Origin of the sequence: Paenibacillus sp. V4I5 (genome assembly GCF_030817255.1) — a bacterium.
Classification (GTDB): domain Bacteria; phylum Bacillota; class Bacilli; order Paenibacillales; family NBRC-103111; genus Paenibacillus_E.
Genome location: NZ_JAUSZB010000002.1, coordinates 2,076,064 through 2,093,582, shown reverse-complemented (window position 1 = coordinate 2,093,582; position 17,519 = coordinate 2,076,064). Strand labels below are relative to the sequence as shown.

The 17,519-nt window shown below is 42.5% G+C and carries 14 protein-coding genes; 9 read left to right on the top strand and 5 right to left on the bottom strand.

Annotation, left to right across the window (positions count from 1 at the left end; genetic code table 11):
* Positions 1–65: 65 nt before the first annotated feature.
* The 3 genes from QFZ78_RS11565 to QFZ78_RS11555 form a co-directional block, all read right to left on the bottom strand.
* Positions 66–947: an AraC family transcriptional regulator gene (locus tag QFZ78_RS11565; RefSeq protein WP_307547571.1), complete on the bottom strand. Its 882-nt coding sequence runs from the start codon at positions 945–947 to the stop codon at positions 66–68.
* A gap of 220 nt (positions 948–1,167) precedes the next feature.
* On the bottom strand, positions 1,168–2,382 hold the full coding sequence (gene fdhA / locus QFZ78_RS11560) for a formaldehyde dehydrogenase, glutathione-independent (RefSeq protein WP_307547568.1): 1,215 nt from the start codon (positions 2,380–2,382) through the stop codon (positions 1,168–1,170).
* Positions 2,383–2,419: 37 nt separating this feature from the next.
* Entirely contained in the window at positions 2,420–3,271 is an 852-nt protein-coding gene (locus tag QFZ78_RS11555) for a sugar phosphate isomerase/epimerase family protein (protein WP_307547566.1), read from the bottom strand.
* Positions 3,272–3,618: 347 nt separating this feature from the next.
* On the opposite strand from QFZ78_RS11555, the gene QFZ78_RS11550 reads away from it, so the two are divergent.
* The 6 genes from QFZ78_RS11550 to QFZ78_RS11525 all read left to right on the top strand — a co-directional run bounded on the left by QFZ78_RS11550 (position 3,619) and on the right by QFZ78_RS11525 (position 10,189).
* On the top strand, positions 3,619–4,317 hold the full coding sequence (locus tag QFZ78_RS11550; protein WP_307547565.1) for a helix-turn-helix domain-containing protein: 699 nt from the start codon (positions 3,619–3,621) through the stop codon (positions 4,315–4,317).
* Between the two features lie 274 nt (positions 4,318–4,591).
* The gene (locus QFZ78_RS11545) at positions 4,592–5,497 is read left to right on the top strand and encodes an aldo/keto reductase (protein WP_307547564.1); all 906 of its coding nucleotides are present in this window, start codon (positions 4,592–4,594) and stop codon (positions 5,495–5,497) included.
* 17 nt (positions 5,498–5,514) lie between these two features.
* Positions 5,515–6,660 carry a glycoside hydrolase family 88 protein gene (locus QFZ78_RS11540; RefSeq protein ID WP_307547562.1) on the top strand — a complete coding sequence of 382 codons (1,146 nt, stop codon included), beginning with the start codon at positions 5,515–5,517 and terminating at the stop codon, positions 6,658–6,660.
* A 13-nt stretch (positions 6,661–6,673) separates the two neighbouring features.
* Entirely contained in the window at positions 6,674–8,608 is a 1,935-nt protein-coding gene (locus QFZ78_RS11535; protein ID WP_307547560.1) for a DUF8034 domain-containing protein, read from the top strand.
* 28 nt (positions 8,609–8,636) lie between these two features.
* A complete protein-coding gene (locus tag QFZ78_RS11530) occupies positions 8,637–9,521 on the top strand; it encodes an amidohydrolase family protein (protein WP_307547559.1) in 885 nt (294 codons plus the stop codon).
* Positions 9,521–10,189 carry a hypothetical protein gene (locus QFZ78_RS11525; RefSeq protein WP_307547557.1) on the top strand — a complete coding sequence of 223 codons (669 nt, stop codon included), beginning with the start codon at positions 9,521–9,523 and terminating at the stop codon, positions 10,187–10,189. The genes QFZ78_RS11530 and QFZ78_RS11525 overlap by 1 nt, the downstream gene beginning before the upstream one ends.
* 55 nt (positions 10,190–10,244) lie before the next feature.
* On the opposite strand, the gene QFZ78_RS11520 is transcribed toward QFZ78_RS11525, so the two are convergent.
* Together QFZ78_RS11520 and QFZ78_RS11515 are read right to left on the bottom strand one after the other, a co-directional pair.
* Positions 10,245–12,053: a sensor histidine kinase gene (locus tag QFZ78_RS11520; RefSeq protein ID WP_307547555.1), complete on the bottom strand. Its 1,809-nt coding sequence runs from the start codon at positions 12,051–12,053 to the stop codon at positions 10,245–10,247.
* Entirely contained in the window at positions 12,037–13,638 is a 1,602-nt protein-coding gene (locus QFZ78_RS11515) for a response regulator transcription factor (RefSeq protein ID WP_307547553.1), read from the bottom strand. Before QFZ78_RS11515 ends, QFZ78_RS11520 begins: the two co-directional genes overlap by 17 nt.
* Positions 13,639–13,865: 227 nt before the next feature.
* On the opposite strand from QFZ78_RS11515, the gene QFZ78_RS11510 reads away from it, so the two are divergent.
* The 3 genes from QFZ78_RS11510 (at position 13,866) to QFZ78_RS11500 (ending at position 17,455) form a co-directional block, all read left to right on the top strand.
* A complete protein-coding gene (locus QFZ78_RS11510) occupies positions 13,866–14,834 on the top strand; it encodes an ABC transporter permease (protein ID WP_307547551.1) in 969 nt (322 codons plus the stop codon).
* 35 nt (positions 14,835–14,869) lie between these two features.
* Positions 14,870–15,763: a carbohydrate ABC transporter permease gene (locus QFZ78_RS11505; RefSeq protein ID WP_307547549.1), complete on the top strand. Its 894-nt coding sequence runs from the start codon at positions 14,870–14,872 to the stop codon at positions 15,761–15,763.
* 87 nt (positions 15,764–15,850) lie between these two features.
* A complete protein-coding gene (locus QFZ78_RS11500) occupies positions 15,851–17,455 on the top strand; it encodes an ABC transporter substrate-binding protein (RefSeq protein WP_307547548.1) in 1,605 nt (534 codons plus the stop codon).
* Positions 17,456–17,519 lie beyond the last annotated feature (64 nt).

Here is a 17,519-nt window from a genome sequence, read left to right as displayed (position 1 = left end):
GGATCCTCGTTCCGTGTGATCCTCAGATTAGCAGCTTGTACAACAATTTTCCCATCGCTTGTAAATCATTCATGCTGTTGTAGTTTTTTTCTATATTTCATCGGTGTCGTGCCTACAAGCTTTTTGAAAGCCTGGCAGAAATATGGGAAATTGTTCATTCCCACCTCAATGCTGATCTGCTCAATCCCTTTGTTGCTAGTTATTAAAAATAGACAGGCTTGTCTGATTCGTCTCGCGAGAATATAATCCATCAACGTAGCGCCGGTTTCTTGTTTAAAGATACGTGAAACATAATATTTGGATATATGCAGATGATCCGCTAACGTATCGAGTGAAATTTCTTCTGAATAATGCCCCTCTAGCCAATTCATGATTTTTTCAGAATAACGAAGCTGTCTTTGTGGATTAAATCCATTTCCATTTTCAATTGGATTTCCAAATCCTTTTGCATAGAGAAATTGAAAAATCTGCAGCAGGAGTAAAGCGAAATTTTGCTGTTTGGCATCGTGCTGATATTTGGAAAACCCTGCATGATGATGCTGAAATAATTGGTTGATAAAGCTATTATTATCAATTTGCTGGAGCACCTGCTCTTCGAGTTCCTTTTTCCATAAATGCTGAAAATAAGCATTCAAGTGTGGAAATGAAGCGAAATAGGGTTCAAATATAGAGGGCTCTAAGGAGATAATCGTTCGTTCGAATGGGGCATCCGGACGAACTTCAACTTGAATGTGATGTAATTGATATGGTTGCAGGTAGAGGAAGGTGCCAGACTGAATCGTGTAGACTTTGCTATTCACCACAATTTGCCCAGTGCCTTGATGCACATATAAAAATTCCATCCCCTGATGGCAATGGTAGAATCCTTTATAATTCTCAGTCGTTATCTTGCGATAGCTAAAGCGATAGGGGATTTCATGTAATTCTACATCTTCTAAGAATTTCATCGTCTGCATGCCTCCTGATGATTAGCTCAGAATAGTGTAACATGTCCTAATCAATGATGACAAGAAAACAACAATTCCATGCAATACGGTGTAATTTAAAACAGACAGATTTAATAGTAAGGCAAGAGAGCCATTGCCTAACATGTGAGTTAGCAATGGCTCTTTTATTATTTTCAATTATCATCATTTAGAGGAATAAAATGAACAAACTCTCATCCAATTATTTAACAAGGGCATGTGGATCAATAACAAATTTCCGCGAAACGCCTCGATCAAAATCTTGATAGGCTTTGGGAGCATCATTCAATGAAATAAGTGTTGCATTTACAGCTTTAGCAATTTGTGCTTTGCCGCTAAGAATAGCCATCATCAAATCTCTATGGTATTTCATGACAGGTGTCTGACCTGTAACGAAGGTATGGGATTTTGCCCAACCCAGTCCGAAACGAATTTTTAGTGTACCTATTTTTGAATCTTCGTCAATAGCACCTGGATCGCCAGTCACATAAAGCCCTGGAATTCCCAAGCTTCCTCCTGCGCGTGTTACTTCCATAATTGAATTCAGCACGGTAGCTGGCGCTTCACCATGAGATTTCCCATGTCCATGAGCTTCAAAACCTACGCAATCAATAGCTGAATCCACTTCAGGTGAGCCCAATATTTGATCGATTTGCCCAGCTAAGTCACCATTTTCACGTAGATTGACCGTTTCACAACCAAAACTTTTCGCCTGAGCAAGACGTTCCGCATTTAAATCTCCGACAATAACAACGGCCGCTCCCAGTAACTGAGCAGAGTGAGCCGCTGCAAGACCTACTGGACCCGCGCCGGCAACATATACGGTTGATCCAGGACGCACACCTGCACTAACAGCACCATGATAACCCGTTGGGAAAATATCAGAAAGCATCGTTAGATCAAGGATTTTCTCCATCGCTTGCTCTTTATTCGGAAACTTCAATAATTGGAAATCTGCATATGGCACCATCACATATTCCGATTGTCCTCCAACCCAACCGCCCATATCGACATAACCATATGCGGAACCTGGACGATCCGGATTGACATTTAGACATACGTTTGTATTCCGTTCTTTACAGCTCCGACAACGACCGCAGGCAATATTGAAAGGAACGGAGACGAGATCTCCCTTTTTAATAAATTCCACATCGCGTCCAACCTCAATAACCTCACCAGTAATTTCATGACCTAAAATGAGGCCTGATGGTGCAGTCGTTCTACCTCTAACCATGTGTTGGTCACTACCGCAAATATTAGTTGTCACGACTTTAAGAATAACGCCATGCTCACATTTGCGGCCCACATTCAATGGATTGACGCCTGGGCCATCCTTAAGCACCAAATCTGGATATTCCGTATTTCTAACCTCTACACTACCTGGCTTACTGTAGACAACAGCTCTGTTTCCTGACATTTTCATTAACCTCCTATTATCGATTTTTTCTTCAAAATTAGGGTGTGATCGTGCTCCATAGATCTCTTACTACGCGCTGCAAGTACAGAGACTGCTGCCATCGGTCACTAATCTCTTTGTTCCTCCCGCTTGCTTCATTCGTTGTTATTGCATAAGGGGGAGGACCTAGTTCAATTACGACTGGGAATACATCATTTGTATTAGCCTGAAGCAGCCAATTTTTCATTCCCAATTGCCACCATTTAATAAAATGGGAGAACATGGGATGATTTTGTTCCTCACCAGGGTCAATTTGTATTTGCTCTCCGTTCGATATTCGTGTATGTATGCTAGAAGTGTTCGAAAGTAATGAAAGAAGTAACTCGTCCGCTTCTTGAGAAACAGTATGCAGTTCCCCAGCGACGATGTAATGGGAAAAGTCGATTGTTAAAGGTAGAGACTTTAGTTCTCTAACGTATTCAACGGTACGTATTAAATCTTGGGTAATAGTACCCCTATGTGTTTCAATGAAAACAGGAATTCCCGCATCTTTAGACAGTTGCTCAATTCCCTTCAAGAGCTGAATGGCAGATTGACCTGTCATGAATGGTTGCATGACTTGTGCATTAATAAATCCAATACCGCCAAAGGCTTTTGCTCTTTCTAGGAAGTCAGCTAGATCCTCGTACGATTTAGGGTAAGCGTTTACACTAAACGAAAGGCGATACTTGTCCAATAGATGTTTCCAGTAATCAGCTTTCTCGGGTGCAGGAAGGAATCCATTAATGCCGTCAAAACCATTGCTAGCGATTAAGGTTATTTTCTCTTCGTCAGACAATGTGTTTCCTTCAAAAACATCTAGATTATCCATCGCCCACCAAGACATTTGAACCTCTAATTGATTGTTCATGTTTCTCACCTCTTTTCTCGACGTTCATAGGGATTGTAAGTGACATCCATCTCACAATCTATAGTGTATGTTGAATTTCATATAGAAAGAAGTAATAATCTTGCTTTTTTTTCATGTAATCCTGCTATTATGAAGATTATTTTTGGTGCTAATTGTTTAAATAATATAAATCGTCTACTATGTAGTTGTATAAATGCTGCTATTATCAGATGAATGATTGGAGGAGCTGAAATCCAATGTTTCAATCATCGGTGGAACATCCCAAATACCAAAATATAGAACCAGGCATTATCATCGCTGACCATTTCAATGAAACGGACACCTATTCTACCAAGTGACCACAAGGTATGAAGGACTGGCTGCTCACGTATACGCTAGGGGGTCAAGGGTATTTCAGTGTCAATGGTAAGACAATCTATTGTAGTCCAAACCAAGTTGTTCTCTTAAGACCGGGAGTACCTCATCAATATGGTACATCCCATGGACAAACCTGGAATTTTGTATGGGCTCATTTTTCATCTCAATTGTTTGAAGCCCATTTGTTGCCTTTAGAAGATTTGATTATCCAAACCATTAATACAGATTCCACACGTAAGCGTATATATCGTGCCGTCAAGAAAGTCATAGCTGATTCTCGCGAACGCAATGTTTTATGGCATGAGCTTTGCAAGAATGCACTAAGTGATATCCTACTCCTTTTGACTGTCAATCAATCCAAAAAAACGGACCCTCGTGTCCAAGAGACACTCAATCTTCTCTCAGAAAGAATGCGAGAAACCATTAAAATTGAAGTAGTAGCTAAAATAATCGGCGTCTCATCATCCCGGCTTTCCCATCTCTTCAAAGAAAACACCGGATTTTCTATCATAGAAACATTGAACCGAATGCGACTAGATCAAGCTGCTCTTCTGTTACAACATACAAATCGAACCGCGTCAGAGGTTTCATTAGACGTTGGTTTTCAGAATTACAACCATTTCGCAAAATTATTTCATTCGCGTTTCGGAGTAAATCCAAGCAAGTTAAGAAACGAATTGATTAGTTAAACCTCTTCATTACAATAGGAGACAATGTCTCTTTTGTGAATAAAGAGGTTTTTTATCTAGGATGTATCCACCATATATAAGGTTTGCAACATATAAGGAATCGAAAAAAGTAACAAAGAAAACGTTCACAAACTAGTAGTAATCTATATAACATCAATGGGTTGTGCAAAATAACAACATTTCGGTGTCAACCAGCAAAACTAAAAAATGACCTTGTGCCTTATAATAGGAATATCAGTATCAGTTAACGAAGACAAATAAGGATGTGAACATAGTGGAATATACCACATTTGGCAAAACGGGAGTTCGAGTTTCGAAGCTAGGTCTTGGGGGCGCTCCGCTTGGCGGGGATTACGGTCCGGTCACGGATGAACAAGTAACTGAGGTGATCGATCGGGCCTTAGAGCTCGGGGTCAACTTTATCGATACAGCACCGTTATATGGAAGAGGAGAAAGCGAACGCCGTATTGGGAAAGCGCTGCAGGGCAAGAGGGAGAAAGTATTTCTTGCGAGCAAAGCTGTTATGCGGGGTGAGTCCTATTCGTACGACAATACGATTCGTTCTGTGGAGGAGAGTCTTAAGCGCCTAGGGACAGATTATCTGGATCTCATTCAAATGCACGAGCTTTCCGAGTCGAACACGGAAATTGGAATGAACGAAACGATCCCCGCCTTTCTTAAACTGAAGGAGCAGGGAAAGGTTCGCGCCATTGGGGTCAATGCATTTGATCCGTCTCTGTTGCTACCATTTATTCGATCAGGACATATCGATTCGATACAGACGTTCTGTCGTTATATGCTTATCGATTATACGGCCATGGATGAGCTTCTGCCGACTGCCCGAGAGCATGGCGTATCCGTTATTAATGGAAGCGTTCTCGGAATGGGGCTTCTTGCGGATAATCCAGCACCATTTATTAAGAAAGATTCGCCTCTAGTTAAAGAAGCGGAGCGTCGAATCCAAGAGATAGCCTTCTTACGGAAGACGGAGCCCAAAGGGTTGATTGAGCCTGCTATGCGGTTTAGCCTTTCTAGTCCGGACATTACAGTAACATTAACTGGAACGACTTCGTTATGCTCACTTGCCCTTAATGCAAGCTATAGCGATGGAGTTGGCTTACCTCAGGATGAATTAGATCGATTGCTTACTTTATTTCCAGGTCAGCCAATAACATGGTAATAGGAGGATGTTGAAGAATGTCTAATGTAAATGCAAGCATTGGAACGGATGCAACGCGTGCATCATGGCTAGACCAAGTTTGGGATAACATCATCGGCAAAGTGGAACGAATGAGTCATTCCGTCGGCGCTGATTTTCCATATATATCATACAATGGGAAATATAAGAGTGAGCAAGCAGATTGGTGGACGAATGGGTTCTGGCCAGGCCTTCTGTGGCTGATTTATCGCGAGTCCAAGGAAGATCAGCTCAAAGATACAGCAGCACAGATCGAAGCCTTGATGGATCCAGTGCTTACCGACTTTTATCCCCTGCATCATGACGTAGGCTTTATGTGGAGCTTATCTTCCGTGGCGCAGTATAAGCTGCTTGGTAGTGAAATTTCGAAGCGGAGAGCCATGACGGCAGCCAGTCATCTAGTTGGGCGTTACAATGCGAAAGGCCAGTTTATTCGCGCTTGGAACCAACCGGAGCGGGTTGGTTGGGCAATTATTGACTGTATGATGAATCTGCCGCTGCTATATTGGGCAAGTCAGGAGTCGGGCGACCCTCGTTTTCGGCACGTGGCGGCTCTTCATGCGGATACGACGTTGCGTGCATTTCTTCGTCCGGATGGCTCTTCTCACCATATTGTGTGCTTCAATCCAGAGACTGGAGAGAGACAAGAAGCGCTGGGGGGACAAGGCTACTCGCCGGATTCAGCATGGTCCCGCGGAACCGCATGGGCGTTATACGGCATGGCACTAAGCGCACGCTACACGGGAGATCAACGTTATATCGATGCAGCTAAGCGTTCAGCGCATTTTTTCCTGGCCAATGTTTCCGAAGATGGATTACCGCCATGGGATTTCCGAGCCCCTTGGGAAGAAGGAATGGCAATGGACTCAAGCGCGACAGCTTGCGCAGCCAGCGGCATGCTGGAGTTGAGTTTGTTGGTGCCGAAGAGCGAGTCTGAGCTATATCGAAGTGCAGCAGAGAAGCTGATTTTTAAATTAAATGAAAAATACACAGCTTGGGATGATCCGAACGAGGAAGCGATTCTTCTGATGGGTACTGCCAATCGACCTAAGAAAACTCACGTGAACGTACCGATGATCTACGGGGACTATTTCTTCGCAGAAGCCGTTTGTAAGCTGCGCGGCGTACAAGATACATTCTGGTAGGGGGAAGCAATCAATGACACAGACAAACAAATCCAATCCCAGAACCAGTGCCATCTATGCACGGGACTCGTGGACAGCGCCAACTTGGGCGCTTACGGAGCGGAAGTTAATTGATACACTGAACGAGGCAGTGGTTGAATATGTACGTCGTTATACGCGGGAAGATGGAACGATCGTTTGGCGTGAAGATTGGCCAGGGATGGACGGATCGGATGATCCTTATGAAGCGTTCATGAATTTATCTCTGCTTTACGCACTCGGGGGCAATGAGGAGATTCTACGCTTGTCCCGCCTCATGTATGATGCGATTACTTGGCAATGGACGGAATATGGTCAGATTCATAACGAATTTGATGCTTACTATGACTGGATGCACCATGGCGAGGGCTCCTTATATCTCTATTTCCTTGGCTTGTCCGATCCGCATTTGCTGAAGAATAGTCAGCGAGCGGTCAAGTTTGCCGAGTTATATACCGGTAAGAATCCGGAAATACCGAACTATGATGCAGAACGAAAGCTGATGCGCTCACCAATTACGGGCAGCAAGGGACCGCGCTTTCAGATGACAGAAGAGGACTGGGTCACACATCGAGGTGTGCTCGATGATTATTTGGCACCATTCGAGGATATTCCTGGTGTTGACTTCGCAAGCGGTAAGTGTAAATGGTCAGATGATAACATCTACCGAGAAATCATAAGCAGAATGAACGAACGGAAAGCGAAGGGAGACGTCCCGCTTAATTTGAACGCAACGGGGTTGATTACGAATGCTTTCATGTACACAGGCGATGAAAAGTATCGACAGTGGGTGCTGGAGTACTTGGCCGCTTGGGAAGAGCGCACACTGCGTAACGACGGTTTGACACCAGACAACGTGGGATTAAGCGACATTATTGGAGAGTACAACGATGGCAAATGGTGGGGTGGTTACTACGGCTACCGTTGGCCGCACGGTTTTATGTCCATCATTGAACCGCTCACAAATGCTGGCATGAACGCTGTACTACTGACAGGAGATCGGAGTAAGTTAGATTTGGCACGTTCACAATTGGACCGTAATTGGGATCTAGGGAAAGAAATCAATGGAAAATGGCACGTTCCGAATAAGCATTTTGATGCCGGCTGGACGGACTTCCGAATCCAAGTTCCAACCTACCCGATTTATTTATGGACGATATCGATGGCCGAGGAAGATGCGGCACGTGTTGACCGTATTCCCTATGAAGACCATTTTCGATTGATTGATATGCCCACCATCTCAGGCAGAAATCCAGTAACCCGTAAGGAAACAAAACATTTTATTGCTAATACAGTACCTTGGTACTTATATATGCGAGGGCAATTCCCTGACTATCCAGAGCGGATTTTGCAGCAGAATCTGGAGATGATCGCGATCCAATTGGAGAAGCTTCGATCTCCAGAGGGCGATCCTACCAGCTGGGATTGGGATTCACCCTATAGTATTCATATGTGGCAGGAATATTCACCTGTCTATTTCGAAGGATTACTGCAAATGATGCTAGGCGCTCCCATGCACATTTCCCACGGTGGCTTACAGCATGCCAGAGTACGTTATTTCGATGCCGCCCTTAAACGATGCGGTCTTCCAGAGGACGTCGGTGCTTTGGTGGAATCGCTTGGTGATGAGTTTGTAACCCTAACATTTGTGAATCTATCAGCGTTCAAGGAACGTGAAGTGATCGTACAAGCGGGCAGCTTCGGTGAGCACCAGTTTACCTATATGGAGAGCTTTAATCAAAGCGGTCAAAAGATTGGCGAGGGAGAGCTCGATGGGAAATGGTTACCGGTTACCCTTGCTCCAGGAGCAGGCATTCAATTGAAGCTTCATATGAAACGCTATATGAATCAACCGACCTATGAGACGCCATGGAGTGCAGAAGTGGCAGGGGGGACGGCTAAGTTTATCCGAGGCCGTAACCAAGTATAGGAGTAAGAATGAGGAGTGTATGTAATCCATGACATCTATTCGTCAATCATTTACAAGTGATGTTAACCATGCCTATCTCGATAGCCATGTCCACTTCTGGAGGCTGGAGCGTGGCGATTATCATTGGCTTACACCTAGCAATCCAGTTCTTTACCAAAATTATGTACCATCAGATCTGTTTGGTCTTGAAGATGCTAATGCTTTACGTGGAATTATCGCCGTACAGGCGGCACCTACAATTGCTGAGACGGAATATTTACTTGAGCTGGCAGGTGAAAATGAGCGAATCCTCGGTGTCGTTGGTTGGCTTGATCCTTTCGCAGATTCATTCGCTGATGAATATAGACGTTTACGTAACAATCTGCAATTTGTTGGGATCAGGTTGGACCGTTCCGTCTTCGTGCCGAACACAGAGCAAGTGTCGGATCGCTTGCTAAAGCATCTTCGTCTATTGGAGGAAGATGCTTTTCCCATCGACCTGCTGATCGGACCGGAAAATATGCCAACCGTAATTAAATACTTAAAGTCCGTGCCTAACTTAAAGGCGGTTATTAACCATCTAGGCGGTCCGCCTATTCGTACTGGTGAAATCGAGCAATGGTCGGCATACATCGATGAGTTATCCGCATTTCCTAATGTGTATTGTAAATGGTCGGGTATGATCACACCGGCTGGCGGAATGAATCCACATCTGTTAGCACCTTATATCCGTCACACTGCGGAGCGATTTGGGCCTAATCGCATCATGTTCGGTAGTGACTGGCCGGTAGCTTTGATGGCAGGTACCTATAACAATGTTGTTCAATTCTTCGAGCAGTTGCTGCCTAAACAATGGAGCGATGAGGAGCGTGCAAATGTACGCATGCACAATGCGAAAGTATTCTATTTTGGCAATGAGGATAGCGAAGCCTGATGCATAGACACCTCTATTACTCTCAACTTCGCAAAGGGATGGAGAACGAATTCCAGCAATTCGTCAAGGCAGATACACATGCGCTGCATAAAGAATGGGCAGCGTTAGGACTATCGAATGTCTCGGTTTTCGCTTGCGATCTGTATGTTTGCGTCTATGCCGAGGTATCAGGTGGCTCGCGTGTTCAAGTTTGGGATTGGCCAGTTTCTTTCGACCGATACTTAGAGAAGTGGCCAACTGAACCTGATCATGATGTCTATTCTAGTGAGACGATGCACAGGCTAGCGATCCCCATGATAGACGTTTTTCACGACGGGTTGTCAGAAAACACGGATTTCTGGAGCGGCAGCCGATCGGTCGAGGAGCGGGTTGGCTCAATAGCCAGATTGAAACCAGAAATGGCTTCGAGCTATATCTTTTATCATTATCAGAAGCAGGAAGAGTCCCCAGATAGCTTTAATTCAACTTATATGATCGGTTCTTTTGGCAGGTTTTTATTCTCCTATCACGAGTTACCTTCTAGGATCAGTACAAGGAAACGCCAAGGATTACTAACAACCAAACATTCTCCGGACAATTGGCATGAGGTGATGCTGCCACATTTCGAGCCTTGGAAAGAAGCACCGGATGAGAAGCAATTTTGGCGTAAAATGGAGCGGCTAATGTGACAACTGCCGGTTATGAGTCAAGTGACTCTTAACCGGCAGTTGCGATTTTAAGCTCTTATTCGATTTCATCAACATCTATATGTTCCGGAATAACAATGAACACCGCTGTACCCTTGTGTAGATTTCTTGTAAGGAACACTCCGTACGCATCCCCAAACAGTAATTTAATTCGTTGGTTTAAGTTTTTCAACCCAATATGTTTTTCCTCCAAATTAACCCCGCTAGACATGCTTTGTTGAAGCTTCTTCAGCTGAGCGTCAGGTATCCCTGTGCCATTATCGGAAACGGTGATCACAATGCCATCCGACGTGCGCAGCCCCGTAATAATAATCTGTCCTGGGTTTCGAGTGGGAATAATACCGTGCTGAAATGCATTTTCCAATAACGGCTGAATGGAAATCTTTAAGATCTGGCAAGTAAGAAGACTTTCTTGGATTTGCCATACGACATCGAATTTGTTCGGATACCTGGCCTGCATGATCTCCACATATTGCTTGGCATGCTGTATTTCATCCCGAATATCGGTTAATGGATTGTCTGTATCTAGACTGCGGCGTAACAGATCAGAGAGCGCAGTTACCATATGAGACACGGAATTGTGGCCTTTCGTTAACTCGATAGCCAGATATTTAATGGTTTCCAAGGTGTTGTATAAGAAATGTGGCGTAGTCTGATTCTGTAAAGCGATCGTTTGCGCCTTCCGTAAGGAGTGCATACGCAGCTGCAGCTCTTGTTCTAAGCCCTTCTTCGCATCTAAGGTCCTGAAGATCGAACTGGTGATCGTTCTTACCTCGTTCCATTTGCTTTTCTCACTGGAGGCCATCAAAGGCTCTACCTTTTCCTGGTCTTCAATCATAGACATGATTTGATTAACCGGTGAGAATGTCTTGATGGAGATCACTAACGAAACAATCAAGACAATGATCGTGCCAACGCCAAAAAACACATACAAAAAGGCACGAAGATCTTGCATTTTTTTCTCGTAATTTTTTAGCGGTAACAGCGATACATAGGTTAGCCCTTTATCCTCTGAAGGGAGCACGGAAACAATATATTTTTGTCCATGAATGGATTTAATGGAAGAATGAGGCCCACGAATATCGGTAAGGGCATCTGCCGCATTGAGTAGTTCAACGTCATGAATATTGGACATGAACTCATTGCGATTGAGGCTGTATAAGACGACATCTCCATCGACGATATAAGTGTTTTCGAATTGTTCCGTTGTTTGATTTAAAAAGGTGCGAAGCTCTTCAATATCAATATTAGCGGTCACCGCACCAATCTTGTTCTCATAAAGATAGGCAGGCCTCGTAAAGGAGATGTAGAACGGATAAATATCATTCCGTTTACGAAGATCACGGTAGGACATGTTACTGTCGATTTTTTGATAGACATTACTGGACCAGCTCTTGTCATCGAACTCTTGTAGCGTAGAGTCTAATCGATTTGAGAGCATGTACTGATTTCTCTCAGAGAACACATATAAGGAATCTATATACTTAAAGGAACGTGTGTACATCGAGATCTTATCATGAATGGATTTCATTTTGGGCGTAAGATTGTTATTGGTGAAATCTGTTAACATGAAGGCCGATACATCATCTTGAAAAATCATCTCCAATGAAACATGTTCCATTTGCTTGAAAATAGTATCGATACTATCCTTCACGCGGTATAGGGAGTTCATGTTAACTCCGCTTACTTCCGTTTCTATAGCCTTATTCATCTGAAAATACATAACGACGCTCAAACAGGTGAACGGAACGATAACCAGCAGGAAAATGAGAATTAAGCTCTTAATAAAGAGACTCTGGAACTTGTACATACGTACGGCTTGAATTAAATTATGGTTTGTTTTCATGGTTAACACCTTTATCCTGCAGGCTTATTTGACGAATATAATCCTTCGGACTGACTCCGGTGGCTTGCTTAAACAAGCGAGTAAAGTACTTACTATTGACGTAACCTACTTTTTCCGTAATTTCATGAATTTTATATTGGCGGGATTCCAACAATTCAATCGCTTTCTGAATGCGGAGTTGCGTTAAATAATCAATATAATTGGTTCCCGTGGTTTGTTTGAAGATTCGGCTAAAGTAAATGTGATTTAAGAAAACGTGATTAGCGACCTCTTCGAGTGACAAATCCTTATGAAAGTTATGAAGGATATACTTTTGTGCAGCGTCCACGATCAGCTTCGCATTGGTCTCTTTGGAAGTCACATTGAGAACCATGAGATCGCTAATGTACTGCTTGGCCCATTTCCGTATGTCCTCCAAGTCATTGATCTCAATGACAGCATGGTAATTGTGAGCTGTCTCATGAGGTGTTTTCCCCAGCAGTCCCCGATCGGAGTAAGAGCGAAATACCATGGCAAACAGGTCCATAATCAACCGATGCACAAATGAGACAGGCAAATCGCGAAACTCATCCAGGAATCGGTCGAGTAAACTCATGGTTTCCTCTTTTTGGTCATCTGTTACATTCGCTAAGAATAGCTTGTACTTCTCCAGCAGCTTCTCATATTCCACTGGTGCTAGCCGATCTTTACCTCGCGTTTCTTCATAAACGAGCTTTAGAGGTTCACTAAATTGAGCCAATTCAATAAGCGTACTGAACGTAGCAGTCAAGTGATATCGAATCACAATATCAAAGTTGTTCTGAATATGGGAAATGATTGCATTAAGTTCCACAATTAGCTGCTCGCGAAGCATTTCTTGGCTAAGTAAATGGTTTGGAAAGGCAATTAATTTCAGACCCTGATAATCATTGAAAACAGCTTTATACAAGAAATTGGCATTCTCCGCATGGAAAATACTTTTTAAGGAGTAGGTAAGTTTTTCTCGTTTCATGGAAAGCTTCTCGGGCTCACACAGCTCCAGTTCAACTAAAGCGCAGGGGCAATGGGCAGGATCTAGTGAAAGGGATAACAAGTTGATTCTTTTATTAAGCTCCTCCGTATTCCGTAACGCCCCCATCACTAGGTCCGTATAAAATTGTTCTTTTAATAGAGGAAGCAATTCATGGAAGCGAACGGATTGCTGCTGCTGATTCATATATTGAGTTTTTAGTTTGTCCATCTTTTGTTTCAAAGCCTGAAACACTTCTGTAATTTCATCGTATTTCGTAGGTTTTAACAAATAATGCTCTACATTATATTGAATGGCTTGCTGCGCATAGTCGAAGTCCTTGTAGCCACTAATGATAATGACGCGAATATGGGGGGATTGCTCGTAAATATGCTTGGCTAACTGGAGACCATTGATCTCTGCCATACGAATATCGGTTAGAACTAGATCAACCTCATGGGTTTTTAAGTACTCGATGGCTTCTTTGCCATCCTCGAAATCGGCAACGATTTGAAATCCAAGTGATTCCCAATCCAGGAAATACTTCAATCCCCTGCGAACAATTTCTTCGTCGTCAACCAGAACAAGCTTGTACATGGAACTTCATCCTCTCGATGTTCTCAAGCCATTATAGCTCAACGTGACATGGTTATAGGAGTCTTTCATTAGGGAATCGCTTAAAGAGTTGAAAAAAGTGACTTTTATTGCTTTTAGTGTCCTCGATTTGTCGAATTGCGCAACTTCGTAACCGTATCTTTAATTTGACTCCCTATTCAATTATACGCCAATTACTTAAAATTTAAGTATGCAGAGGGGGAAACAGTATGAGAGATACGGTTATAAATAAGATGCCTGAAAAAACAGTTGCAAAGTCTTTCAGGAGTAATTCATTTAGACGATTAGTTAAAGAGAATATAGCATTATTTGCCCTAACCTTACCGGCAATTCTATATTACCTCATTTTTCACTATACGCCGATGTTCGGTGTCATACTCGCTTTTAAAGATTATAAGTATAGCGATGGCATTCTAGGGAGTTCTTGGGTCGGTTTCAAAAATTTCGAATACTTCTTCACATCCATGGATGCATGGCGGATTACTAGAAATACAGTAAGCTATGCTAGTGTATTTATCGTCTTGGGAAATATAGCAGCTGTCACAGTTGCACTCTTGTTATTTGAGGTTCGTGGGAAGTTGGCATTGAAATTCTATCAAACATCTATGATTATGCCGAAATTTTTATCATGGGTACTAGTTGGGTATATGACGTATACGTTATTCAATCCCTCATTAGGTTATTTCAACCAACTGATCCAATTTTTCGGTTTTGAGCCGCTAGATGTTTACTCCAATTCCAAGTATTGGCCATATATTATCGTCACTGTCGAAATTTGGAAGACGGTTGGATTAAGCTCCATCATTTATTACGCAGCCTTAATGAGCGTTGACCCGGAATTGTTTGAAGCGGCTAAAATTGATGGTGCAGGAAAAATGAGACAAATATTCGCTATTTCACTTCCGTCACTTAGCCCTGTTTTAACTATCATTATCATTCTGGCGATTGGTAACCTGTTTAGAGGAGATTTTGGCTTATTTTATCAAATACCAAGGGATATCGGCGTGTTGTATCCAACAACGGATGTCATTGACACTTACGTATATCGTGGATTACGAGCAGGGGACTTCGGTATATCAGCTGCTGTTGGATTGTTCCAATCGGTGGTCGGACTTATCCTAATCGTGATCAGTAACTGGATTGTAACGAAAGTAAGACCGGAAAATGCTCTATTCTAATTTTGTATAAATGAGTAAGTAGGAGGCGGTTAAGAATGCCTAAGTCATTCAGAGCTAATATTGGTAATACGTTGCTTCATTTGTTCATGATTCTGTTCAGTTTAGCGTTTATCATTCCATTTCTTCTAGTCATAGCTGTCTCATTCTCCAATGAGGAATCATTGTTGAAGTATGGGTACAAGTTAATCCCAGTTGAGTTTGATCTTGAGGCATATCGCCTTATATTCGGAAAGCCACAGCAAATCCTATATGCCTATCTAACAACATCCGTTCAGGCAGTTGGTGGAATGATTTGTGGATTGATCGTCATGTCCACTTGCGCTTATGCGCTGTCTAGAAGAAATTTTAAGCTACGCAGACCCATTGTCCTCTTTATTTTCTTCACTTTGCTGTTCGGTGGCGGACTGATTCCAAGCTATATTCTTATTACCCAGTATCTTCATATTAATAATACGATCTTGGTGTATATTCTACCGACGCTTGCCAATGCTTTCTATATCATTATTTTACGTACATTCTTTCAAGGCTTACCGGATGCGCTGGTTGAATCGGCCAAAATGGATGGGGCTAGTGAGTTTCGAGTCTATTGGCAAATTATTCTTCCGCTGTCTAAACCAGTTCTTGCGACCATCGCTTTGTTCGTTCTACTGGACAAATGGAATGATTGGTTTACATCCTTAATTTATATACGTGATGAGAGGCTGTACACCTTGCAATTTCTGCTGCAACGAATCTTAATGGAAATGGAATTCCTTAAAACTTCAATGACGTATAACTTAAATATGGAGAATGTAAATCTGTATAAGCTGCCATCGGAATCAATTAGATTTGCAATGGCGATCGTGGCAGCTGGACCACTTCTGATGGTATTTCCATTCTTCCAAAAATATTTTTCAAAAGGACTTACGGTTGGAGCTGTAAAAGGTTGATTACCTATTTATACCAAGTATGGACATGTAGCTATGTTCCATAACTGTATAATATAATATTCGAGCAGATCATTAGGGGGATAACAAATGAAAACGCTTAAAAGTGTGTTTAGCAAGACGATTGTTCTTAGTATGGCTACAGCGTTAATATTATCTGGTTGCGGTAAAACTGCTACCGAGACACCAAGTACAAACACCAATGCATCACCTGCACCTGTAGCTACAGAAGCAGCTAAGCCGGTGACACTAAAGTTTGTGCAGTTAAGTCCAGGTAAGCAAGCAGATGCACAAGAGGTTTGGGATGAGTTTAACAAGAAATTGGCAACATTATTGCCAAACACAAAGGTAGAATTCGTACCCGTTACTCCTGCGGAATACGCTGACAAATGGAAGCTGATGGCAGCTTCAGCAGAGCCGATTGATATTGCATGGACAGGATATGCATTGGATTATCCAAGCGAGGTCAACAAAGGATCTTATATGGAGTTGGATGCATTGGTTGATAAATACGCACCTGAGCTTAAGAAAGAAATACCTTCTTGGGTATTGGACCGCGCTCGTGTAAACGGTAAATTGTATGCGATTCCAAACTATCAGCAAGCTGTAGATAGCCGTCCAACCCTGCGTGTACCGAAAGAGTTTATTGATAAAGGATACATCGATCCGAAGCTAGCACAGGAAACCTTTTATAAGAATGGTCCAGTTTCCAAAGAGTCTTTCGCTGTCATCGAAGGCTACCTGGAGAAATTAAAAGCGAACAACCAATTACGCAAAGGATTTAGCCCGAATGTACTTACAAGTATGCAGCATCACAATATTTTAATCTCAGCAACCGCTCCTTTCAAACTGGTTGGTGATTTGAAAGACCCGAAAAGCTTAAAAGTTATCAATTGGTATGACACACCGCAAGAGCAACTGTTTATTAAAACAATGACGGACTGGTATGCCAAAGGTTACATCCGTAAAGATATATTGAGCTTGCAAAATCAACGTCAAGATGAAGGCAAGCCGGACGGTAACATTGCTTGGTTCCATTCTTTAATCGGTAGCATTGAAGATCAATCAAAGACGGATAGTACTCGATATGGCTTCCCGATTCAAGTAATTCCTATGGAAGAGAAGTATACGATTTCTGCATTATCCGATAGCACAAATTTAGCTATTCCAAGAACATCCAAAAATCCAGAACGCGCTATGCAGCTTATTAATTTATTAGATACAGTGAAGGGTAAAGAATTGTATAACCTTCTTGTTTGGGGAATTGAAGGCAAGCATTATAAGAAAATTTCCGATAACAAAATTGAAACAATCGGTTACTCAGGCCAAGGGACTGCAGATGCTAAATATGGTATACAAAACTGGGGTTCTGGCAATACGGCGAATAGTTACGAAACGCAAGCTAACCCAGCCAATTTTACACAAATTTGGAAGGATATCAATGCCGGTGCTACCATTTCTCCTCTACTTGGTTATAAGCCTACTCTTGATCCAATTAAAACAGAGCTTGCACAAATTGCGGCTGTTGTTAAAGAGTATCAAGGTACAGTTAATGCTCTTGTCCTAGAATCAGGGGCAGTTGCTGACTCTGATGCAAAGTATAAGGAGTTTATCGACAAAATGAAAAAAGCAGGCTCAGACAAAGTAATAGCTGAACTTCAAAAGCAAATCGACGAATTCTTTAAAACAAAATAATAATTTGAAGTAAACATTTGAAAGAAAGGGGGCATTGCTTGTTAACAGAGCAAGTAATGCCCCT